The 20,869-nt window shown below is 70.0% G+C and carries 19 protein-coding genes, 1 pseudogene and 1 riboswitch; of the genes and pseudogenes, 17 read left to right on the top strand and 3 right to left on the bottom strand.

The genetic code is table 11. From position 1 onward, the window contains the following. The first annotated feature begins 182 nt into the window (after positions 1-182). Entirely contained in the window at positions 183-617 is a 435-nt protein-coding gene (locus M503_RS0108020) for an REP-associated tyrosine transposase (RefSeq protein WP_331280021.1), read from the top strand. Between the two features lie 176 nt (positions 618-793). Here M503_RS0108020 and M503_RS0108015 read toward each other — a convergent pair whose 3' ends face one another. Next, positions 794-1,003, bottom strand: a complete 210-nt coding sequence (locus M503_RS0108015; protein ID WP_024869249.1) for a cold-shock protein — start codon at positions 1,001-1,003, stop codon at positions 794-796. A gap of 483 nt (positions 1,004-1,486) precedes the next feature. Between M503_RS0108015 and M503_RS17975 the strand changes: the two genes are divergently transcribed. The 4 genes from M503_RS17975 (at position 1,487) to M503_RS0107995 (ending at position 5,100) form a co-directional block, all read left to right on the top strand. Further along, complete coding sequence (locus M503_RS17975) at positions 1,487-1,714, top strand: hypothetical protein (protein ID WP_428992242.1); 228 nt, start codon at positions 1,487-1,489, stop codon at positions 1,712-1,714. An 8-nt stretch (positions 1,715-1,722) separates the two neighbouring features. Further along, complete coding sequence (locus M503_RS15980; RefSeq protein ID WP_428992241.1) at positions 1,723-2,619, top strand: DUF72 domain-containing protein; 897 nt, start codon at positions 1,723-1,725, stop codon at positions 2,617-2,619. A gap of 470 nt (positions 2,620-3,089) precedes the next feature. After that, positions 3,090-4,520: an MFS transporter gene (locus M503_RS0108000; protein WP_028920657.1), complete on the top strand. Its 1,431-nt coding sequence runs from the start codon at positions 3,090-3,092 to the stop codon at positions 4,518-4,520. Positions 4,521-4,752: 232 nt separating this feature from the next. Then, positions 4,753-5,100, top strand: coding sequence for a hypothetical protein (locus M503_RS0107995; protein ID WP_028920656.1), 348 nt, complete (start codon positions 4,753-4,755; stop codon positions 5,098-5,100). Here the strand turns inward: M503_RS0107995 and M503_RS17085 are convergent. Further along, on the bottom strand, positions 4,985-5,308 hold the full coding sequence (locus M503_RS17085) for a cold-shock protein (RefSeq protein ID WP_428992240.1): 324 nt from the start codon (positions 5,306-5,308) through the stop codon (positions 4,985-4,987). The genes M503_RS0107995 and M503_RS17085 overlap by 116 nt on opposite strands. A 323-nt stretch (positions 5,309-5,631) precedes the next feature. On the opposite strand from M503_RS17085, the gene lexA reads away from it, so the two are divergent. The 11 genes and pseudogenes from lexA (at position 5,632) to M503_RS0107940 (ending at position 16,062) form a co-directional block, all read left to right on the top strand. Next, a complete protein-coding gene (lexA, locus tag M503_RS0107990; RefSeq protein WP_028920655.1) occupies positions 5,632-6,273 on the top strand; it encodes a transcriptional repressor LexA in 642 nt (213 codons plus the stop codon). A gap of 1 nt (position 6,274) precedes the next feature. Next, a complete protein-coding gene (imuA, locus tag M503_RS0107985; RefSeq protein ID WP_028920654.1) occupies positions 6,275-6,901 on the top strand; it encodes a translesion DNA synthesis-associated protein ImuA in 627 nt (208 codons plus the stop codon). Positions 6,902-6,910: 9 nt separating this feature from the next. Then, on the top strand, positions 6,911-8,479 hold the full coding sequence (locus M503_RS0107980; RefSeq protein WP_028920653.1) for a Y-family DNA polymerase: 1,569 nt from the start codon (positions 6,911-6,913) through the stop codon (positions 8,477-8,479). Then, on the top strand, positions 8,476-11,757 hold the full coding sequence (locus tag M503_RS0107975) for an error-prone DNA polymerase (RefSeq protein WP_028928192.1): 3,282 nt from the start codon (positions 8,476-8,478) through the stop codon (positions 11,755-11,757). Before M503_RS0107980 ends, M503_RS0107975 begins: the two co-directional genes overlap by 4 nt. A gap of 33 nt (positions 11,758-11,790) precedes the next feature. Then, entirely contained in the window at positions 11,791-12,381 is a 591-nt protein-coding gene (locus M503_RS0107970) for an alpha-ketoglutarate-dependent dioxygenase AlkB family protein (protein WP_028928191.1), read from the top strand. 280 nt (positions 12,382-12,661) lie between these two features. After that, on the top strand, positions 12,662-12,844 hold the full coding sequence (locus M503_RS0107965) for a hypothetical protein (RefSeq protein ID WP_028928190.1): 183 nt from the start codon (positions 12,662-12,664) through the stop codon (positions 12,842-12,844). Positions 12,845-12,859: 15 nt separating this feature from the next. Next, a complete protein-coding gene (locus M503_RS0107960; RefSeq protein ID WP_028928189.1) occupies positions 12,860-13,042 on the top strand; it encodes a hypothetical protein in 183 nt (60 codons plus the stop codon). 94 nt (positions 13,043-13,136) lie between these two features. Further along, entirely contained in the window at positions 13,137-13,664 is a 528-nt protein-coding gene (locus M503_RS0107955; RefSeq protein WP_028928188.1) for a hypothetical protein, read from the top strand. Between the two features lie 88 nt (positions 13,665-13,752). Then, positions 13,753-14,351: pseudogene (locus M503_RS15970) on the top strand (GIY-YIG nuclease family protein). A 390-nt stretch (positions 14,352-14,741) separates the two neighbouring features. Further along, positions 14,742-15,467 (top strand): hypothetical protein, encoded by a 726-nt coding sequence (locus tag M503_RS17945; protein ID WP_197017196.1) that lies wholly within the window; start codon positions 14,742-14,744, stop codon positions 15,465-15,467. Between the two features lie 340 nt (positions 15,468-15,807). Continuing rightward, positions 15,808-16,062, top strand: a complete 255-nt coding sequence (locus M503_RS0107940; protein ID WP_028928187.1) for a hypothetical protein — start codon at positions 15,808-15,810, stop codon at positions 16,060-16,062. 108 nt (positions 16,063-16,170) lie between these two features. Here the strand turns inward: M503_RS0107940 and gcvP are convergent, their stop codons facing one another. Further along, complete coding sequence (gcvP, locus tag M503_RS0107935; protein ID WP_028928186.1) at positions 16,171-19,035, bottom strand: aminomethyl-transferring glycine dehydrogenase; 2,865 nt, start codon at positions 19,033-19,035, stop codon at positions 16,171-16,173. 48 nt (positions 19,036-19,083) lie between these two features. Then, positions 19,084-19,204: riboswitch (glycine riboswitch) on the bottom strand. A 434-nt stretch (positions 19,205-19,638) separates the two neighbouring features. Here gcvP and M503_RS0107930 point away from each other — a divergent pair. Continuing rightward, positions 19,639-20,853, top strand: a complete 1,215-nt coding sequence (locus M503_RS0107930; RefSeq protein WP_028928185.1) for a multidrug effflux MFS transporter — start codon at positions 19,639-19,641, stop codon at positions 20,851-20,853. Positions 20,854-20,869 lie beyond the last annotated feature (16 nt).

Genomic DNA, 20,869 nt, shown 5'->3' with positions numbered 1-20,869 from the left:
GCTCCCGTAGAGCGGGGCTTGCCCCGCTGCTTTTCTGGGGCGCCGGTTCACCAGGCGTGGGAGTCGGGCAGGCCCGACTCTACTGACGGGAGGGCGCGGAAGGTTCCGACATGGTGGCGCGGGGTGCGCCGATGCCGTGGCGGAGGGCGTTCGGCAAGGCTTGGCGCTTGCCCAGTCCTCGCTTGCTCATCGGTCGCCATTCTGTCGTTGGTGCGGTCTACGCCATCACCACGGTCGTCGCCGGACGACGGCCGGTGTTTGCCGATGCCGAGGCCGCGGAAACGGTAGTCGACGAATTGCGGCTCGCCGGGCGCATGGGCATTGTGGTGCCGTTGGCATGGGTGGTCATGCCGGACCATCTGCACTGGCTGTTCGAGTTGCGTGCGCCGTCGCTCGCGCAGGTGGTGCGGCGGATGAAGTCATGCAGCGCGCGGCGGGTGCGTGCGCTGGGGGGCGGCGAGGGCGCCTTGTGGCAACCGGGGTATTACGACCACCGGCTGCGGCGGGATGAGGATGTCGTGCAACAGGGCCATTACATCCTCGGCAACCCGGTGCGTGCAGGGTTGGCGGAGGAGATAGGGATGTATCCGTACGCCTGGTGTGCGTATCCCCTGTAGAGCGGGGCTTGCCCCGCTGCTTTTTCCGGGGCGTCGGTCCACCAGGCGTGGGAGTCGGGCAAGCCCGACTCTACAAGGGCGGCGCCGCGTCACCTGGGCGGGGAGTCGGGCAAGCCCGACTCTACAAAAAAGCCGGCTTGCGCCGGGCTTTTCCTGTCAGCCGATGAAGGCTGCAATCAGAGCGGCTGGACCTTGTCGGCCTGCATGCCCTTCTGGCCTTGCACGGCGATGAACTGCACGCGCTGGCCTTCCTGCAGGCTGCGGAAACCCGAGGCCTGGATGGAATTGTGGTGGACGAAGAGGTCCGGGCCGCTTTCCGGGGTGATGAAGCCGAAGCCCTTGGCGTCGTTGAACCACTTCACGGTGCCGGTCTGGATCTGGGACATGTGTATCTCCTTGGAGCAAATGGAATGCCGCGATCGCGGCGGAAGCTGGCTGCAAGGAGATGAAGCAGGTGCAACGGTGTAGTAGGACTTGATCTACAGCATCGGGCCGGATTCGATGGCCCTTGAAACTCAGCCCGGCCACGGTAGGTGTTTGCGTGGGGAATAGCAAACGCGGTTCAAGGAGTTCGTTCATGTTCCCCGGCGTAGTTGGTCGTGGTCTGTGCTGCGCGCTTGTAAAGCAGCCTTTGACGCGGATGAGGCGCTTCGGTAACGGGTCACCTGTGAGCCTCGGGGCAACGCGGATCGCCGCGATACCAGGAAACCAGCATGGGCGGCAGGAAGGAAAATCCCGGGAAGGACCCGGAACAGGTGCAGCAGGAGAACACCCAGCAGCGCCAGCAGCAGGACCTGCAGCAGCATCGGCGTAACCCTTCGGAACCGGAGGAGGAAGTGCGGCGCGAGCAGGGCGGGCATGACCGGCCGGTGCGTCAGGACCACAAGCCCGGGCGTCGCCCCGAAGTTCCGGCGGACGATGACGGGGATGGCGACTCCCGCGCGGAGGACGACAGAGGCCACAGGTCTCCAGGCACGGCTTCCTCCACCGATCCCAGGGCCGGCGTCGACCGCGAAGTGGGCGACCTGGAAGACGAGGACGCCACCAACGATGGCGCGCTGCCCGGCAGGGTAGGCGGCGGCCTGGCCGGCGGCTGACCGGCCGGCTGCACCAGATCCGGCGGGCCAGCTGGATGGCCGAAGGCCGCGTCCGCATCGGCATCTCCGGCTGGCGCTATGCGCGCTGGCGCGGCCGCTTCTATCCCGGGGACCTGCCGCAGCGCCGCGAGCTGGAATACGCCTCGCGCTGCTTTCCCAGCATCGAGCTCAACGGCAGCTTCTACTCGCTGCAGCACCCGGACAGCTTCCGGCGCTGGCACGACGAAACGCCGGACGACTTCGTGTTCGCGGTGAAAGGCAGCCGCTACATCACCCACATGCTGCAGCTGCGCGGCGTGGAACAGGCACTGGCCACGTTCTTCGCGCAAGGGCTGCTCGCGCTGGGCGCCAAGCTCGGCCCGCTGCTGTGGCAGCTGCCGGAGCGGGCCCGCTTCGATCCGGAGCGGATGCGGGCGTTCCTCGACCTGCTGCCGGCGGACACCGACGCCGCCTCGCGCCAGGCCCGGCGCCGTGACGCGTCGCGGCTGCATGGCCCGGCGGTGCTGAAGCCGCGCCACCACGGGCCGCTGCGGCATGCCTTCGAGGTGCGCAATCCGGGCTTCATCGACCCGGTGTTCCTGGACATGTTGCGCGAACGCGGGATGGCGCTGGTGGTGGCCGACACAGCGGGGCTGTGGCCGTGGGTGGAGGAGGTGACGTCGGACTTCATGTACATCCGCCTGCACGGCGCCAGCGAGCTGTACACCAGCGGTTACGACGATGCGGCGCTGGACGACTGGGCGCGGCGGATCCGCGCCTGGCGCCGCGGCACCCAGCCACGCGGCGCGCGCCGGGCCACGCGCACGGTGCCGCCCCGGGTCCCGCGCGACGTGTACTGCTACTTCGACAACGACGCCAAAGTCCACGCCCCGTTCGACGCGCAACGCCTTGCACGACGCCTGTAAAACCCCAGCCGCATGGCAAGGCGCCCTCGTAGAGTCGGGCTTGCCCGACTCCCTCGCTTGGTGGACCGACGCCCCAGAAGAAGCAGCGGGGCAAGCCCCGCTCTACAGGAAGCGTGCCTGTCCGTGGCGAACCGGCACGACGCAACGGCAGCGCCCTTGTAGAGTCGGGCTTGCCCGACTCCACGCTTGATGGACCGACGCCCCAGAAGAAGCAGCGGGGCAAGCCCCGCTCTACAGGAAGCGTGCCTGTCCGTGGCGAACCGGCACGACGCAACGGCAGCGCCCTTGTAGAGTCGGGCTTGCCCGACTCCACGCCCGGCGTGGCGACGCAACGCGAAGGGCAGCGGGGCAAGCCCCGCTCTACGAGGGCGGCGCCGCGATGGCCACGACGTGACCCCGCGCACGCCCCGCACGCTCCGGATTCACGCTGCAGTGGCCACAATAGGCATGTCCCGGCCCATTCCTGACCCGTGCGCCCACAACGCCTGCTGCCCCTCATCGTCGCCACGGCCCTGTTTATCGAGAACATGGACTCGACGGCGATCTCGACCTCGCTGCCGCAGATCGCCGCGGACCTGGGCGTGGAGCCGGTGGCGCTGAAGCTGGCGCTGACCACCTACATGCTGGCGCTGGCGGTGTTCATCCCGATCAGCGGCTGGATCGCCGACCGCTATGGCGCAAGGCGCATCTTCATCGGCGCGATCGGCGTGTTCCTGCTCGGGTCGCTGGGCTGCGCGGCCAGCGATGGACTGGGCCAGCTGGTGGCCGGGCGCTTCGTGCAGGGCATCGGCGGGGCGATGATGGTGCCGGTCGGGCGCCTGGTGCTGCTGCGCAGCGTGGAGAAGGCCGAGCTGGTGCGCGCGCTGAGCTGGCTCACCGTGCCGGCGATGCTCGGACCGATGCTGGGCCCGGTGCTGGGCGGCGCGATCACCACCTATGCGCACTGGCGCTTCATCTTCCTCATCAACCTGCCGATGGGCGCGCTGGGCATGTGGCTGGCGTGGAAGCACATCCCCGAGCTGCGCCAGGTGGTGGGGCCGCTGGACTGGCGCGGCTTCCTGCTGTCGGCGACCGGCCTGGCGCTGGCGATGTTCGGCCTGTCGGCGGTGGGTCGCGGGCTGATCCCGGGCGTGGCGATCGCCGTGTGCGTGCTGGTCGGCGCCGGGCTGATCGGCGCGTACGTGCGCCACGCGCGCACCCATCCGCATCCGCTGCTGCACCTGGACCTGCTGCGCATCCCCACCTACCGCGCCGGCGTGCTGGGTGGCTCGCTGTTCCGCATCGGCATCGGCGCCACGCCGTTCCTGCTGCCGCTGATGCTGCAGCTGGGCTTCGGCCTGGATCCGCTGCAGTCGGGCCTGGTGACCTTCACCTCCACCGCCGGCGCGATGGTGATGAAGGTGGTGGCGCCGCGCATCCTCAACCGTTTCGGCTTCCGCCCGGTGCTGGTGTGGAACGGGCTGTTCGCCTCGATCCTGCTGTGCGTGTTCGGCCTGTTCCGCGCCGACACGCCGTATGCGCTGATGGTCGGCGTGCTGCTGGCCAGCGGCTGTTTCCGCTCGCTGCAGTTCACCAGCATCAATGCGATCGCCTATGCCGACATCGACCAGGCGCGGATGAGCCAGGCCAGCAGCCTGGCGGCGATGGCGCAGCAGATCGCGCTGGCGCTGGGCGTGACCGTGGGCGGCTATGCGCTGAGCCTGGCCAGCCTGCTCACCGGCAAGCCGGACGGCACGCCGATCAATTTCACCTTCGCCTTCCTCAGCGTGGGCCTGATCTCGGCGGCGTCGATGTTCCAGATGCGCAAGCTGGCGCCGGATGCCGGCGCGGAGATGGCCGGGCATGCGCAGGCGGGCCAGGAAGTGGCCGAGCCGAAGGTGGAGGCGCGGCCGCAGGCCTGACGCGCCGTCCCATCGCCGCTACACGACCGGGTGGAGGATTCGCGGTCTTCGCTCCGGTCCGCGCTTGTTCCGCCCGGCGTGCGTAGCCGGAGATGGCCGGTTCATCTGCGAGCCGGATGGTTTCATCTGCTGGCGACGCGTATTTCACCGCGCGATACGTGGCGACAAGGCCTCATACGCATGCTGGTGCGTGCGATCGGGTTTCGCGTGTGCCGCCCCTGCAAGCGCGGCCATGGCGGTCGTGCCCTACGACAAGGAGGACTTCATGCGTACCCTCATGCTTGCCACCGCGCTGGTGGCTTTCGCCGGCCTGTCCGCCTGCGATCGCCGCGACGACCAGGATATGGACCGTACCGGCGCCGTGACCGACACGCCGGCGGAGGTGGTCGATCCGGCTACGACCACGCCGGCCACCACCGATCCGGCGACCCCGCCGGGCACGCTGCCGCCGACCACCAACGGCCCTACCGATCCGGCCTGCGTAGGCAGGGAAGGCACCGAGGGTTGCCCGGAGGTCCAGGACGAGCGCCTGCCGACCGAACCGGAGCAGACCAGCACGGATCCGTCGTTGATCCGCTAACTGATCGGTTCGACGCGGTCGGCCTGGACGCCCTTGAGGCCTTGGACGACCACGAAGCGCACCCGCTGGCCTCACGGAGCTGGCGGGTGCCTTCGCATTCGATGGAGTTCTGGTGCACGAAAATCTCGTCCCCGTCATCGGGGGCGATGAAGCCGAAGCCCTTCTCGGCGCTGAACCATTTGACGATCCCGGTACGGATGTCGGTCATGTCTTTTCCTTGCGCATGAGTGTCCACCGCGGGAGCGCGGTCGAGCTGGTAGCAAGGAGGGAACGGAGCAACGGGTAGCGGATCTTTGACGTCCGCGGCGTGGGGCCACGATTCAATGGTGACCCTTGGTACCCAGCCACCCCACCGTAGGCGCATACGTGCGCAGTAGCAAATCGGTCCGACCGGCGGTAGGGCGATGAATCGCTGATTGCCGTTGCCTTGCTCCCCTCTCTCTCCGGGAGAAGGGCCGGGGTGAGGGTCGGGAGAGGGCCTTTCACGCGACTCTCGCCCCATGAGACGGGGAAGGTGTACAAATGTACACCATGACCCCGTCCGACCCCTCCCGGCTTCCTCCCCAGCGCGCCGCCGTGCTGGCCTTCCTGCGTGCCGAGCTGGCCGCCGGGCGGGCCCCGAGCCTGGCGGAAATCGCTGATGCCTTTGGCTTTTCCTCGCGCAACGCCGCCCAGAAGCACGTCCAGGCGCTGGTCGCCGACGGCCTGCTGGAACAGGTCCCCGGCCAGAAGCGCGGCCTGCGCCTGCCCGGCAGCGCGGCGGCCGACCTGCTGCCGCTGCCGGTGCTGGGCCGGGTCGCCGCCGGCACCCCGATCAGCGCCGAGGGCGTGGCCCGGCTGGGTGCGGTCGGGGAGGGCGGCGAATCGCTGTGGCTGGACCGGCGCCTGTTCTCGCCAAAACCCGATTACCTGCTGCGGGTGCAGGGCGATTCGATGATCGACGACGGCATCCTCGATGGCGACCTGGTCGGCGTGCACCGCACGCCCGAGGCGCGCGACGGGCAGACCGTGGTCGCGCGCGTCGATGGCGAACTGACCATCAAGCGCCTGCAGCGCGGCGGGCGCATGATCCGCCTGCTGCCACGCAATCCGGCGCATGCGCCGATCGAGGTGGAGCCGGGCCAGGACTTCGCCATCGAAGGCGTGTACTGCGGCCTGGTGCGGAAGGGTTGAGATGGGTGCCGTTGTCGCCCTCGATACTCTGCTGGCCTCGCGCACGCTGTGGCACGCCGGGCGCAGCGCGGCGATCGCCGCCGACGGCGAGCCGACCGGCCACGCCGCGCTGGATGCGTTGCTGCCGCAGGGCGGCTGGCCGCGCCGCGCGCTGACCGAACTGCTGCTGCCGGCCGACGGCGTCGGCGAACTGGCGCTGCTGCTGCCGACGCTGGCGCGCATCACCGCCGACGGCGGCACCGTTGCCCTGGTCGCGCCGCCGTACATCCCGTACGCGCCGGCGTGGCAGGCCGCGGGGGTGGACCTGGCCGCGCTGCAGGTCGTGGAAGCCAGCCCGCGTGATGCGCTGTGGGCGTTCGAGCAGTGCCTGCGCAGCGGCGCCTGCGGCGCGGTGCTGGGCTGGCCGCAGCAGGCCGATGCGGCGGCATTGCGGCGCCTGCAGGTCGCGGCCGACAGCGGCGCCTGCCTCGGCTTCGCCCTGCGCGACCGCAAGCACGCGGTGAACGCCTCACCGGCGGCGCTGCGCCTGGAATGGGTGCGCGACGCCCACGGCCGTCCGGCCTGGCAGGTGCGCAAGTGTCGCGGCGGCCCGGCGCCGGCGCAGGCCTTCGTCCCGGACGCGGCGTGAGGGCGGACCATGCTCTGGGCCTGTGTACTGCTGCCGCAGCTGGCGCTGGACGCCGTCCTCCGCCGCCGGCCTGATCCGGAGGCGCCGCTGGCGCTGGTCACCGGGCCGGCGCAGCTGCGCACCCTGCATGCGGTGAACGCGTCCGCGGCGGCGGCGGGCCTGGCCCCGGGCATGCGCCTGGTCGCCGCGCACGCGCTGCTGCGCGACTTCGCCATGGTCGACCACGATCCTTCGGCCGAAGCGCGCTGGCAGCGCTTCCTCGCCGCGTGGGCGTACCGGCACAGCTCGCTGGTCAGCGCGCAGTGGCCGGGCTGCATCGTGCTGGAAGTGCGCGGCAGCTTCCGCCTGCTCGGGCCGTGGCCGACGCTGCAGGCGCGGCTGCGCAGCGAACTGGACGCGCTCGGTTTCCGCCACCGCATCGCCCTGGCGCCGACGCCGCGCGCGGCGCGGGTGTTCGCCGGGCTGGAGGACGGGCTGGCGATCCCGCATGCGGCGACGATGGCCGCGTGCCTGGACCGGGTGCCGGTGCGCCGCGCCTGCCTGCCCGACGGACTGGGCGTGCGCCTGCAGCGCATGGGCATTGCCCACCTGCGCGACCTGCGCGCGCTGCCGCGCGATGCGCTGCGCCGGCGCTTCGGCCTGGCGCTGCTCGAACACCTCGACCGGCTCTATGGCGAAGCCGACGATCCGCTGGAGTACTACCTGCCGCCGGACCATTTCGATTCGCGGGTGGAGCTGGGCTACGAGGTGGAGAACCACACCGCGCTGCTGTTCCCGCTGCGGCGCCTGATCGGCGACCTGTGCACGCTGCTGTCGATCCGCGATGGCGGCGTGCAGCGCTTCGTGCTGCGCCTGGAGCACGAGCGCGGACCCGGTGGCGGCATGGCGCGCGGTGCCGCGCATACCGACGTGGAGGTCGGCCTGCTGGCGCCGGAACGCGAGCCGGGCATGCTGTTCGAGCTGGCGCGCAACCGCCTGGAGCGGGTGGCGATCGGCGCGCCGGTGGTGGCGATGCGCCTGCTGGCGCGCGAGCTGCCGGCGTTCGTGCCGGCCAGCCGCGACCTGTTCGACACCCGCCAACAGCAGCAGCTGCCATGGCCGCAGCTGCGCGAACGCCTGCGCGCGCGGCTGGGCGACGAAGCCGTGTACCGCGTCGCGCCCGACGGCGATCCGCGCCCGGAACGCGCCTGGTGCCGGGTGCAGGGCGACGACGCGCGGATCGGGCCGGCGCCGCCGCGTCCGCCGCGACCGCTGTGGCTGCTGCCACGCCCGATTCCCTTCGTGGAACGGGGCCTGTCCGCGGGTCCCTCCCACGTAGAGCCGGACCTGGCCGGCTCCACGCACGATGTCCCGGCATCCGGAAAAGCAGCGGGGCAGGCCCCGCTCTACGGGGGCGCCGCGGCGCATCGCGGCGCACGGATCGTCTCCGGCCCGGAGCGGCTGGAAAGCGGCTGGTGGGATGGCGCCGACGCGCGCCGCGACTACTACGTGGTGGAGACCGCGCAGGGCCAGCGCGCCTGGGCCTTCGCCGCGCCGGGCGAGCGCGAGGGCTGGATGCTGCACGGGTGGTTCGGATGAGCTGGGACGACGCCATCGACGGCGTGAACCGCGACACCCCCGGCGGGCGTCCGCCGCGCGCCTGGGAAGTGGCGCAGCGTCTGGGCCTGCGTGCGGCCAACGACGACCTGGCCGAAGACGACGGCCTGCCGGCCTACGCAGAGCTGCACTGCGTGTCCGACTTTTCGTTCCTGCGCGGTGCCAGCGACGCGGCGACGCTGTTCGAACGGGCCAGGCGCTGCGGCTACAGCGCCCTGGCGATCACCGACGAATGCTCGCTGGCCGGGATCGTACGCGCGCTGGAAGCGTCCGAGGCCGTTGGCCTGCCGCTGGTGGTGGGCAGCGAGTTCGTGCTGGCCGACGGGCTGAAGTGCGTGCTGCTGGTCGAGAACCACGCCGGCTACACCCGCCTGTGCGAACTGATCACCGTGGCCCGGCGCAGCGTGGAGAAGAAGGGTTACCGCCTGGTCCGCGCCGATGTGGAGCGGGTGGTGCGCGGGCAAGCGGGCGTGGCTGGCAAGGCCACGGTGGCATCCGACGACTGCGGCCTGTTCGCGCTGTGGATCCCCGGCGCGCAGCCGGACGAAGGGCAGGGGCGCTGGTTGCAGTCGGTGTTCGGCGAGCGCGCGCACCTGGCGGTGGAGCTGCACCGCGAGCAGGACGATGCCGCGCGCCTGCAGCAGCTGCTCGAGCTGGCCGGGCGGCTCGGCATGCCGGCGCTGGCCAGCGGCGACGTGCACATGGCCCACCGCCGCGAGCGCGTGCTGCAGGACACGCTGACCGCGATCCGCCACAACGTCACCCTGGCCGAGGCCGGCGCGCTGCTGTTCCGCAACGGAGAGCGCCACCTGCGCACGCGCCGCGCGCTGGCCAACATCCATCCGCACCACCTGCTCGAAGCCGCCGCGGCACTGGCCCGGCGCTGCACCTTCAGCATGCGCGAGGTGAAGTACCAGTACCCGAAGGAGCTGGTGCCCGAAGGCCACACCCCCGCCAGCTGGCTGCGCGTGCTGACCGGACAGGGCATGCGCGAGCGCTGGCCCGATGGCGTGCCGCCGAAGGTCGCCGCGCAGATCGAGGAAGAACTGGCCCTGGTCGCCGAGCTGGAGTACGAGGCGTTCTTCCTCACCGTGCACGACATCGTCCGCTTCGCCCGATCGCAGGGCATCCTCTGCCAGGGCCGCGGATCCTCGGCCAACTCGGCGGTGTGCTACGCGCTGGGCATCACCGCGGTGGATCCGGCGCAGACCCGGCTGCTGATCGCCCGCTTCCTGTCCAGGGCCCGCAACGAGCCGCCGGACATCGACGTCGACTTCGAGCACGAGCGGCGCGAGGAAGTGATGCAGTACGTCTACCGCAAGTACGGGCGCGAACGCGCGGCGCTGGCGGCGACGGTGATCAGCTACCGCGGCAAGAGCGCGGTGCGCGACGTGGCCAAGGCCTTCGGCCTGCCGCCGGACCAGATCGGCCTGCTTGCCGAATGCTTCGGCTGGGGCAATGGCGAGGCGCCGATGGAACAGCGCCTGCGCGAGGCCGGGTTCGATCCGGAGAACCCGCTGGTCACCAGGATCCTGGCGCTGGCCGGGATGATCGAGGGCCGGCCGCGGCATCTGTCCCAGCACGTCGGCGGCTTCGTGATCTCCGACGCGCCGCTGTCGGCGCTGGTGCCGGTGGAGAACGCGGCCATGCCCGACCGCACCATCATCCAGTGGGACAAGGACGACCTGGAGACGCTGGGCCTGCTCAAGGTCGACTGCCTGGCGCTGGGCATGCTCACCTGCATCCGCAAGGCCTTCGACCTGGTCGAAAAGCATCGCGGCGTACGCCTGGACATGGCCACGCTGCCGCCGGACGACCCGGCGACCTACCGGATGCTGCAGGCCGCCGACAGCGTCGGCGTGTTCCAGGTCGAGTCGCGTGCGCAGATGGCGATGCTGCCGCGGTTGAAGCCGGAGAGGTTCTACGACCTGGTGGTGCAGGTGGCGATCGTGCGCCCCGGCCCGATCCAGGGCGGCATGGTCCATCCCTACCTGCGCCGGCGCATGGGCAAGGAGCCGGTGACGTATCCGTCCGAAGGCGTGCGCCAGATCCTCGGCGCGACCCTGGGCATCCCGCTGTTCCAGGAGCAGGTGATGGAGCTGGTGATCCATGCCGGCTACACGCCCGAGCAGGCCGACGGGCTGCGTCGCTCGATGGCGGCCTGGCGGCGCGGCGGCGACATGGAGCCGCACCGGCTGCGCATCCGCAAGCTGATGGAAGATAAGAACTACAGCTCCGAGTTCATCGACCAGCTGTTCGAGCAGATCAAGGGCTTCGGCTCCTACGGCTTCCCGCAGAGCCATGCCGCGTCGTTCGCCAAGCTGGTCTACGTCAGCGCCTGGCTCAAGCGCCACGAGCCGGCGGCGTTCGCCTGCGCGCTGCTCAACTCGCAGCCGATGGGCTTCTATTCGCCCAGCCAGATCGTGCAGGACGCGCGCCGCGGCCGCGGCGAACGCGCCGGCGTGGAAGTGCGACCGGTGGACGTGCTGCACAGCGACTGGGACAACACCCTCGAAGGCGGCCGGCTGCGGCGCGACCTGGATGACGACGAGGGCCAGCCGGCGATCCGCCTGGGCCTGCGCCAGGTGGCGGGCATGTCCGAGCCGGTGGCACAGGCGATCGTGGCCGCGCGCGCACGGCGCCCGTTCGCCAGCGTGGCCGACCTGTGCCTGCGCGCCGGTCTCGACGCGAAGGCGCGGCATGCGCTGGCCGAGGCCGGGGCGCTGGATTCGCTGTCAGGCCATCGCAACGCCGCGCGCTGGGAAGTGGCCGGCATCGAGCAGCGCCGGCCGCTGCTGCCCGGCAGTCCGGAAGAAGCGCAGGTGGAACTGCCGGCGCCGCACCTGGGCGAATCGCTGGCCGCCGACTACCGCAGCACCGGCCTGAGCCTGCGCGCGCATCCGATGTCGCTGCTGCGCGCGCAGATGGTGCAGCGGCGCATCCTCGGCGTGCGCGAACTGCACCAGCGCCGCCACGGCAGCGGCGTGCACGTGGCCGGCCTGGTCACCCAGCGCCAGCGGCCCGGCACGGCCAAGGGCACGATCTTCGTCACCCTCGAGGACGAGCACGGCATGGTCAACGTGATCGTCTGGCCGGACCTGGCCGTGCGCCAGCGCAAGCCGCTGCTGCAGGCGCGGCTGCTGGCCGTGCGCGGACGCTGGGAGCGCGTGGACGGCGTCGAGCACCTCATCGCCGCGCACCTGGAGGACCTCAGCGGGCTGCTCGGCAGCCTGCCAGTGGCCTCGCGGGATTTCCATTGAACGCCGTGACCGGCGCGTGCCGGAGGAATTGAGATGGACCTGTTCGACAACGGACCGCAGGTGCTGGTCCCGGACGCCGAAGGCGGCATCCGCTACTGGCCCGGCTTCGTCGGCGAGGCTGAAGCAGAGGCGTGGTTCCGCGCGCTGCGCGACGGCTGCCACTGGCAGCACGAGCGTCGGCCGATGTATGACCGCATCGTCGACGTGCCGCGCCTGCAGGCCTGGTACCCGCTGCACGGTCTGCCGCCGGGACTGCCGCTGGCGGCGATGCTGGAGCGCGTGCAGGCCGCGGTACCCGGCGCCTACACCTCGGTCGGCCTGAACCTGTACCGCGACGGCAACGACAGCGTGGCCATGCACAACGACACCCTGCACCACCTGGTGCGGGGCGAACCGCTGGCGCTGGTCTCGCTGGGTGGCACGCGGCGCATGAACATCCGCGCCAAGGCCGGTGGCCGTGCGCTGGGCATCGACCTGCAGCCCGGCAGCCTGCTGGTGATGAGCCATGCCAGCCAGCTGACCCACGAGCACGGCATCCCCAAGACGGCGAAGCCGGTGCCGCCCCGGATGAGCGTGGTGTTCCGGGCGCGGCCGGAGGATGTGCCACGTGGGCGCGACCCTTAGGGCGGGGCAGCCGGGCAGGGGCGGGAGCGGGCGGCGTGAGGCGGCCGGGGCCGGTAAAACGGCGTCTGCGTTGGCGCGCGTCGGGTTCGGATTTCTCCTACAGCCCGCTCCGGCATGCGCTGATCGACCCGCGCTGCCGGCGGGAGAATAGTCCGGTACAGAGGGCCCTGTCGTGGTCAGGGGACGGGGGCGCGGGGTGCGGACGGGCCAGGGTTTGCCGGAAGGCCGGCAATACCGCAGGCGCAGCGGTTCCCATTGCGCAAACGAATGGAGTCGTGAAATGAAGGAGTTGATCAGGGAAGAGCTGGCGATGGTCAGTGGCGGCGAGGGCAGTGAGCAGAGGAGCGTTGTCTCCGATGTTGCTTACGCACTCGGTTACATCGCGGGCATGCTGGGCCGGATGAATCAGAAGATCGACGAATCCGGTAACGAGCTGCTGGGTGCCATGCAGTACGGCGCCTGAGAGGAGGGCCAGAAGATGAAAGTCCTGTCTGCAAGCGAAACGCTCTGCGTCTCTGGCGCCGGTCCTGTGAGGGATCTCGACGAGCTCTATCAGGCCGCCAAGGAATTCGCTCGGGAGTTCTGGCGGGGCCTCAAGGACGGTGCGGGGCTTGAGGAGTCCGAGGAACCTGAGAAGCCTGCGAGTCCCGCGCAGTCTTGACTGTCGGTCGGACGCCCGGATTGCTGCTCCGGGCGTCTTCTTGAATATGTGGCGATGTATCCGGGTAAGACACGATGACGCGCCAGGGGGATGCATGAGTCTGGTCAACGCTCGTAACAGTCTGGGGCGGTATGTCGAGCGGTACCTGTGCGAAGCCAAGTGGTGGGAACTCTTCCTCGCATGTATTCCATTGGCTGTCCTTTCCGTGGCCTTGCAGAATGTTCTCGAGTGGGTCATCGACACGGTACTCGACAGCTTCGGCTTCTATGGACGACTCGACGAGATAATGGCGTACCACGCAGAGATGTCCTGGGTAGGCCCTCTTCTAGTCGCGCCTGTCTTTGAGAACCTGCTGTGCCTCTTCTGGGTGATGGTCTTTTCCCACAAGCTGGGGCGTACGTGGTGGCTGGTGCCCTGCATCGTCGGAGGCATCGCTGCCGCGTTCCATGCATTGATCTACATGGAGCCGAGGTATGCCTCGGTTTTTGCCGACTTCTTCCTCATGTGTTGCCTGATCCACAATGCGAAGAATCGGGCGGTTGGATTCTGGGCCTCTGTATTCCTCCACTTCCTGGTCAACTTCATAGTGCTGATGCAGTGGCGGATATTTGGAGTGGGCTGAGTCCGGGCTGATGGCTTCTTCCGGAACGCGCAAGGGGAGGCGGCACGGTGTTGCCGAGGTTCGCCATGCCTGGCTGACGGATTCGGACCTGCTGGAGCTCGCCGGGAACGAGGTCCTGGCGACCGATGGGCGGTGCTTCGCCTATGTCTTTCCGTGCCAGTGGGAGGACCATTGCAAGATCGGGTTCTCGGGCGATCCGCTGGGGCGCATCGCGGCGCTGCATCCGCGCTGGTTCGAGTTCTTCGCGCTGGAGCGGGGCGTGCTGGTCGAAGCCGAGTCGGTGCGCGACGCGCGCGACCTGGAACTGGCGCTGCGCGAAGGGTTTGGCGAGTACAACGCGCCGGCGCCGCTGGCGATCCGGGTCCCGGCTGGCGGCCATACCGAGTGGTTCCGCGCGTGGAGGCGGAGCTGGTCGAGCGGGTTGCGGCCCTGGCCCGTGCGGGATATCGGGTCCATCCGCTGCGCGACTGGCTGCGTGTGGCGCTGGAAGCGCGGTGCGACCGTCTCTACGAATGGACGCTGTCGCAGCTTTCGGCTGATGAGCTGGAGGATCGGCTGGACCGTACGCCGGCACAGCGGCGGGTCCGGGATGTGCTGGATGCCTGCGTGGCCCTGGACATCGAGCTGGCGCCGTTGCTGGCGCCGGTGGTGTTTGGCTGGTATCGGCGGGAGCCGTCCGGGGAGTGAAGCCCGGGATGTGGTCGTTTCCGATACGGGGCGCCCGCGGGTGAGGGTCGCCAAGCCCGGGCTGCACGGTAGCCCGGATAAGGCCGGGGGCCGCATCCGGGGCTTGGCTTCGTCGTGCGCCCGTCCCGGATGCGCGCGCTTATCCGGGCTACGGGGCGTGTTCGTCCAGGCTGGCGGGCGGCGGGGCCCTCTCCCCCGGCCCCTCTCCCGGGGGGAGAGGGGGGAATCCATCCAGGCGGGGCATCCGGGAGCCGGGAGCCGGAGGCCGGGAGCCGGGAGCCGGAGGGCGGGACGATGCCGGAAGCCTTGGATGAGCCCGGATGGTCGGGTGCGCAGGTCTAGCGCTTCGAAGCCGATTTCTTCGTGGTCCGGCGGGTGCTCTTGCGAGCTGTGGTACCGGTCGATTTCCTGGCCGTCCTGCTCGCGCTCTTCCGGGGCGCCGTCTTCCGTGCGGTCTTCTTCGTCGCCTTCCTGGCGGTGCTCTTCCTGGTGGCTTTCTTCGCCGTCCTGCCCGCGGTCTTCCTGGTCGTCCTGCTGGCGCTCTTCTTCGTGGCCTTCCGGGCCGTATTCTTCGCCGTCTTCGTCGCGGACTTGCTGGCGCTCTTGCGGGCCGTGCCGCCCGTGGACTTCCGCGCAGTCTTCTTCGCGGCCGTGCGCTTGGTGGCCTTCCTGGCAGTGGTCTTCTTCGTGGCTTTCCGCGCGGTCTTCTTCGTGGCCTTCTTCGCAGCCTTGCTGGCCGTCTTCTTCGTGGCCTTCCGGGCCGACTTGCTGGCGGTCTTCTTCGTCGCATTCCTGGCCGTCTTGCTGGCGGTCTTCTTCGTCGCCTTCCTGGCCGTCTTGCCGGCGGTCTTCTTCGTCGCCTTCCTGGCCGACTTGCCCGCCGTCTTCTTCGTCGCCTTCCTGGCCGACTTTCCTGCGGTCTTCTTCGCGGCCTTCTTCGCGCTCTTGCGGGTGGCCTTCTTCGCGGTCTTACGCCCGCTGCCGGAGCGCTTGCCGCCGCCATCCTGCTTGTTGACGGTGGCCCAGGCGATGCGCTCGGCGGCCTCGTCGCTGCGGCCCTGCTCCTTCTCGCTTTCCTCGATGTGCTCGGCCTGGCGTTGCTGCTTGTCGGTATAGCTGGACTTGTCACCCCGTGGCATCGGGCGGACTCCTGCGTTGGCACCCATCGTGCGAGTTGCAGATAAGCGAGTGCGCGGTAACGGGGTCGTGAAATCCGCGATGACGGCTGCAGGGTAAAATACGCAAGGCGTGTACATCGCGGCGCTGCGGTCGAAGCGCTGCAGGTGACATCCGGCGGCAGATTGCGCCGCTGTCCGTCCACCGCGACCGCCAATCCCGAGACTCGACAGGCCCTCCGCGGACCCATCCGCTGGCATGGGTCTTGCCTTCATCGGGCGCGCGTCCTGCTTTCCGGGAGACAGCTTCCCCCGCCGGAGGCGCGCCCCAGGAGATACGAATGACCTTGCCGTTTCACGACCGGCGCAGTTACCAGCCGGATCCGGACTTCGAACAGCTGATCGCAGGCCTCACCCCGGAGCAGCTGGCCACCGTCGAGACCATGCGCGAGTTCCACTGGGAGCTCCGCTTCGTGCGTCGTCCGCTGTTCAAGGCGCCGATCCCGGTGCTGTTCAACCGTCGCGGCGACCGCTACGTGGTCCTCCACGCCGACGGCCAGATCGACGAGAACCCGACCCTGAAGCTGCGCGACTGAGCGCGGCGGCCAGCGGGCGCGGGCGACGAACGCCCGGCCCCGGGATCAGGCGGAAAAACAGAAGGCCCCGCCAAAGCGGGGCCTTCCATCATCCAGGGACGGCGAGGCTCAGGCCTCGGCGTCTTCCCTATAGGCATCCACCGGGATGCAGGCGCAGAACACGTTCTTGTCGCCGTACACGTTGTCCACGCGCGACACCGGCGGCCAGTACTTCTGCAGCTTCAGCGACGGCAGCGGGAACGCGGCCAGCTCGCGCGGATAGGCACGGGTCCACTCGCTGGCCGAGACCTGCTGGGCGGTGTGCGGGGCGTGCTTGAGCGGGTTGTCCTCGCGGTCCAGGCGGCCGTCCTCGATCGCGCGGATCTCCTCGCGGATCTGGATCATCGCGTCGATGAAGCGGTCCAGCTCGTGCTTGGACTCGCTCTCGGTCGGCTCGACCATCAGCGTGCCGGCCACCGGGAAGCTCAGGGTCGGGGCGTGGAAGCCGAAGTCGACCAGGCGCTTGGCAATGTCCTCGGCGCTGACCCCGGTGGCCTTCTCCAGCGGACGCACGTCGAGGATGCACTCGTGCGCCACCAGGCCGTTGCGGCCGGTGTACAGGGTCTTGTAATGCGGGGCCAGCTTTCTGGAGATGTAGTTGGCGTTGAGCAGCGCGGCCTGGGTGGCCTTGCGCAGGCCGGCGGCGCCCATCATCGCGATGTACATCCAGCTGATCGGCAGGATCGAGGCGCTGCCGAAGCTGGCCGCGCTGACCATGCCGACCTTGCCGTCGCTGCCGAGCGTGCGCGGCAGGAACGGGGCCAGGTGCGCCTTGACCGCGCACGGGCCCACGCCCGGGCCGCCGCCGCCGTGCGGGATGCAGAAGGTCTTGTGCAGGTTCAGGTGGGACACGTCCGAACCCCACTTGCCCGGCTTGGCCAGGCCGACCAGCGCGTTCATGTTGGCGCCGTCGGTGTACACCTGGCCGCCATGGGCGTGGACGATCTCGCAGATCTCGACCACGTCCTCCTCGAACACGCCGTGGGTGGACGGGTAGGTCATCATGATCGCGGCCAGGTTGGCCGAGTGCTTCTCGGCCTTGGCGCGCAGGTCGTCGATGTCGATGTTGCCGTTGGCGTCGCAGCGGGTGACCACGACCTTCATGCCGGCCATCTGCGCCGACGCCGGGTTGGTGCCGTGCGCCGACTCGGGGATCAGGCAGATGTCGCGGTGCGACTCGCCGCGGCTGGCGTGGTAGGCACGGATCGCCAGCAGGCCGGAGTACTCGCCCTGGGCGCCGGAGTTCGGCTGCAGGCTGACCGCGTCGTAGCCGGTGCACTCGGCCAGCATCGCCTCCAGCTCGGTGATCAGCTGGGTGTAGCCCTGGGCCTGCTCGGCCGGCACCAGCGGATGGATCTGGCTGAACTCCGGCCAGGTGACCGGGATCATCTCGGCGGTGGCGTTGAGCTTCATGGTGCACGAGCCCAGCGGGATCATCGTGCGGTCCATGGCCAGGTCCTTGTCCGCCAGCGAGCGCATGTAGCGCAGCAGCTCGTGCTCGCTGTGGTGGGCGTTGAACACCGGGTGCTGCAGGAACGGGGTGGTGCGCAGCAGGTCCTGCGGCAGCGCGTCCGGGGTGGCCGCGTCCAGCGCGTCCACGTCGAGGGCGGCGCCGAACAGGCCGGCCAGGGCGACGACGTCGGCGCGCGTGGTGGTCTCGTCGAGGCTGATGCCGACGGCCTCGCTGTCGATCCGGCGCAGGTTGATGCCGGCCTGCTTCGCCTTGGCGTGGATCGCCTCGGCGTCCACGTCCTTGAGGTGCAGGGTGTCGAAGAAGCGGTCGCCGATGTTGACGCCGGCCGCGCGCAGCGCCGCGGCCAGGATCGCGGCCAGGCGATGGGTGCGGCGGGCGATGCGCTTGAGGCCTTCGGGGCCGTGGTACACGGCGTACATCGAGGCCATCACCGCCAGCAGCACCTGCGCGGTGCAGATGTTGGAGGTGGCCTTCTCGCGGCGGATGTGCTGCTCTCGGGTCTGCAGGGCCAGGCGGTAGGCGGGGTTGCCCTCGGTGTCGACCGACACGCCGATCAGGCGGCCCGGCATCGAGCGCTTGAACGCATCGCGGCAGGCCATGAACGCCGCGTGCGGGCCGCCGAAGCCGAACGGCACGCCGAAGCGCTGCGAGTTGCCGACCACGATGTCGGCGCCCCAGTCGCCGGGGGCGGCGATCAGGGTCAGGGCCAGCAGGTCGGTCGCCACCGCGACCAGGCCGCCGCGCGCGTGCACGGCCTCGGCGAGGGCGCGATGGTCGCCGATGTGGCCGAAGGTATCCGGGTACTGCAGCAGCACGCCGAAGCATTCGGCTTCCATCGCCTCGGCCGGGGTGCCCACGCGCAGGGTGATGCCCAGCGGCTCGGCGCGGGTGCGCAGCACCTCGAGGGTCTGCGGGTGCACGGCGTCGTGCACGAAGAAGGTGTCGGACTTGGACTTGCCGGCGCGCTTGGCCAGGGTCATGGCCTCTGCCGCGGCGGTGGCCTCGTCCAGCAGCGAGGCGTTGGCGATCTCCATGCCGGTCAGGTCGGCGCACATCTGCTGGAAGTTCACCAGCGCTTCCATGCGACCCTGCGAGATCTCCGCCTGGTACGGCGTGTAGGCGGTGTACCAGGCCGGGTTCTCGAGGATGTTGCGCAGGATGACCTTCGGCGTGTGGGTGCCGTAGTAGCCCTGGCCGATGAAGCTGCGGAACACCTGGTTCTTCAGCGCGATGGCGCGGATCTTCGCCAGCGCCTCTTCCTCGGTCAGGCTGCCGTCCAGGGCGAGCGGGTCGGCGGACTTGATGCTGGCCGGGACGATGGCGTCGGTCAGCGCTTCCAGCGAATCGAAGCCGACGGTCTTGAGCATGGCAGCGATCTCGGAATCATCGGGGCCGATGTGGCGGCCGACGAAGGCGTCGTGCTGCTCGAGTTCGCGCAGGGAAGGGGTGTTCTGGGACATGGAGGCGGTCCGGACTGGGGCAGGATGGCGCCGCGCACGAGCGCGGCAGGGTGCCCCTCTGTCCTTTTGCCTGAGAGTTTGGAAGTCGCGCGGACGAGGTCGCGGCTTCGTGCCCCTTCGGCGCCGGCGCTGCCCAAGACGGGCGGCCGGTCTCTCCAGAGTGTTTGCAACAGCGGTGGTATCGGGCCTGAGCGATTACGGGCGTTTGCGCCTTCGGCAGCCGGCCGGGGCCGGCTTCTCCCACCAGGTACAGCGCCGCCGATTATACCGGCCCGGGCGGGCATCCGCGGTGCGGCAACGGGCCCGGGCGCGCGGGCTGTTAGAGCGGGGTTGGGCTGCGTGTGCCGGTCGCGCGGGTGGCGAGACCGCCCGGGGGACGCGCGAAGGTCGTGGGGCCCGGCCGCCGGTCCGGTGGCAAGCCGGCGTTGAGGACGATTGCCTTAACATGGCCGGCCCTTTCCGCCGTCCCCCACCATGACGTCGACTTCCCCCGAGGCCCCTGCCGACGCCGCGTCCCGCGGCGACGAGGGCGCGCGCGGCGGCGTCCCGGCTGCCGGCCCGAACCTGGCCGGCCCGGCGCCGGTGCGCCCGTCCACCCGTCGCCTGGCCCTGCTGCTGGGCGGCCTGGCCATGTTCGGCCCGTTCTCGATCGACACCATCTTCCCGGCCTTCCCGCAGATGGCCGCGCAGTTCGCCGCCGACAAGCTGGCGATGCAGCAGACCATCAGCGTCTATCTGGGCGCCTATGCGCTGATGAGCATCGTCCACGGCCCGCTGTCGGACGCGCTGGGCCGCCGCCGGGTGATCCTGGGCGGGCTGGTGGTGTTCATCGCCGCCTCGGTCGGCTGCGCGCTGTCGCGCGACCTGGCCACGCTGCTGATGTTCCGCGCGCTGCAGGGCCTGTCGGCCGGCGTCGGCCTGATCGTCGGCCGCGCAGTGATCCGCGACGTGCTCCAGGGCAGCGACGCGCAGCGGCTGATGAGCCAGGTCTCGATGATCTTCGGCATCGCCCCGGCGATCGCGCCGATCGTCGGCGGCTGGCTGCTCGGCGCCGGGCGCTGGCCGCTGATCTTCTGGTTCCTGGCCGCGTTCTCGCTGATGCTGCTGGTCACCACCTCGGCGTGGCTGCCGGAGACCCATCCGCCGCAGGCGCGCATGCCGCTGCGCCCGGAGCGGCTGCTGCGCGACTACGTGGCCATCGCCCTGAACATGCGCTTCCAGCGCCTGGCCGCGGCCGGCGCGTTCGGTTTCGCCGGGCTATTCCTGTACATCGCCTCGGCGCCGGCGTTCGTGATGGACCTGCTGGGCCTGGGCGAGCGCGAGTTCGCCTGGCTGTTCATCCCGACCATCGGCGGCATGACCATCGGCGCCTTCGTCTCCGGGCGCGTGGCTGGGCGCTGGTCGCCGTCGCACCAGGTCGGGATCGGCTATGCCTGCATCGGCCTGGCCGCGCTGGGCAACGTGCTCTACAACGCGCTGGCGCCGCAGCTGTCGGTGCCGTGGGCGGTGCTGCCGATGTCGCTGGCGGCGTTCGGCGTGGCCCTGGTGTTCCCGGTGATCACCCTGGCGATCCTGGACATGTACCCGCGCCAGCGCGGTTCGGCCTCCTCGCTGCAGGCCTTCACCCAGCTGGTGCTCAACTCCGCCATCGCCGGCCTGCTGTCGCCGCTGCTGAGCCACCATGGGCTGCACCTGGCCCTGGGCATGGCCCTGTTCGCCGTGCTGGGCTGGGCGTTCTGGCGCTGGGAAGCCAGCGTCTCGCGCCGCTTCCCGCCCCCTTCGTCCTCGCCCACGCTGGAAGCGGGCGAGCAGCTCTGATCCCGAGGAATCCCCG

This window comes from Pseudoxanthomonas suwonensis J47 (assembly GCF_000513955.1).
In the GTDB taxonomy this organism is placed as follows: Bacteria; Pseudomonadota; Gammaproteobacteria; order Xanthomonadales; family Xanthomonadaceae; genus Pseudoxanthomonas; species Pseudoxanthomonas suwonensis_C.
The sequence above is the reverse complement of the archived record's forward strand: the minus strand, read 5'-3'. Positions and strand labels throughout refer to the sequence as shown.

Bases quoted from the DNA above. Each gene is read 5' to 3' on its own strand.
- M503_RS0108015 (WP_024869249.1), bottom strand. From the start codon at position 1,003: ATGTCCCAGATCCAGACCGGCACCGTGAAGTGGTTCAACGACGCCAAG.
- M503_RS0107995 (WP_028920656.1), top strand. From the start codon at position 4,753: ATGGCGGTCGTGCCCTACGACAAGGAGGACTTCATGCGTACCCTCATG.
- M503_RS17085 (WP_428992240.1), bottom strand. From the start codon at position 5,308: ATGACCGACATCCGTACCGGGATCGTCAAATGGTTCAGCGCCGAGAAG.
- lexA (WP_028920655.1), top strand. From the start codon at position 5,632: ATGACCCCGTCCGACCCCTCCCGGCTTCCTCCCCAGCGCGCCGCCGTG.
- imuA (WP_028920654.1), top strand. From the start codon at position 6,275: ATGGGTGCCGTTGTCGCCCTCGATACTCTGCTGGCCTCGCGCACGCTG.
- M503_RS0107980 (WP_028920653.1), top strand. From the start codon at position 6,911: ATGCTCTGGGCCTGTGTACTGCTGCCGCAGCTGGCGCTGGACGCCGTC.
- M503_RS0107975 (WP_028928192.1), top strand. From the start codon at position 8,476: ATGAGCTGGGACGACGCCATCGACGGCGTGAACCGCGACACCCCCGGC.
- M503_RS0107970 (WP_028928191.1), top strand. From the start codon at position 11,791: ATGGACCTGTTCGACAACGGACCGCAGGTGCTGGTCCCGGACGCCGAA.
- M503_RS0107965 (WP_028928190.1), top strand. From the start codon at position 12,662: ATGAAGGAGTTGATCAGGGAAGAGCTGGCGATGGTCAGTGGCGGCGAG.
- M503_RS0107960 (WP_028928189.1), top strand. From the start codon at position 12,860: ATGAAAGTCCTGTCTGCAAGCGAAACGCTCTGCGTCTCTGGCGCCGGT.
- M503_RS0107955 (WP_028928188.1), top strand. From the start codon at position 13,137: ATGAGTCTGGTCAACGCTCGTAACAGTCTGGGGCGGTATGTCGAGCGG.
- M503_RS0107940 (WP_028928187.1), top strand. From the start codon at position 15,808: ATGACCTTGCCGTTTCACGACCGGCGCAGTTACCAGCCGGATCCGGAC.
- gcvP (WP_028928186.1), bottom strand. From the start codon at position 19,035: ATGTCCCAGAACACCCCTTCCCTGCGCGAACTCGAGCAGCACGACGCC.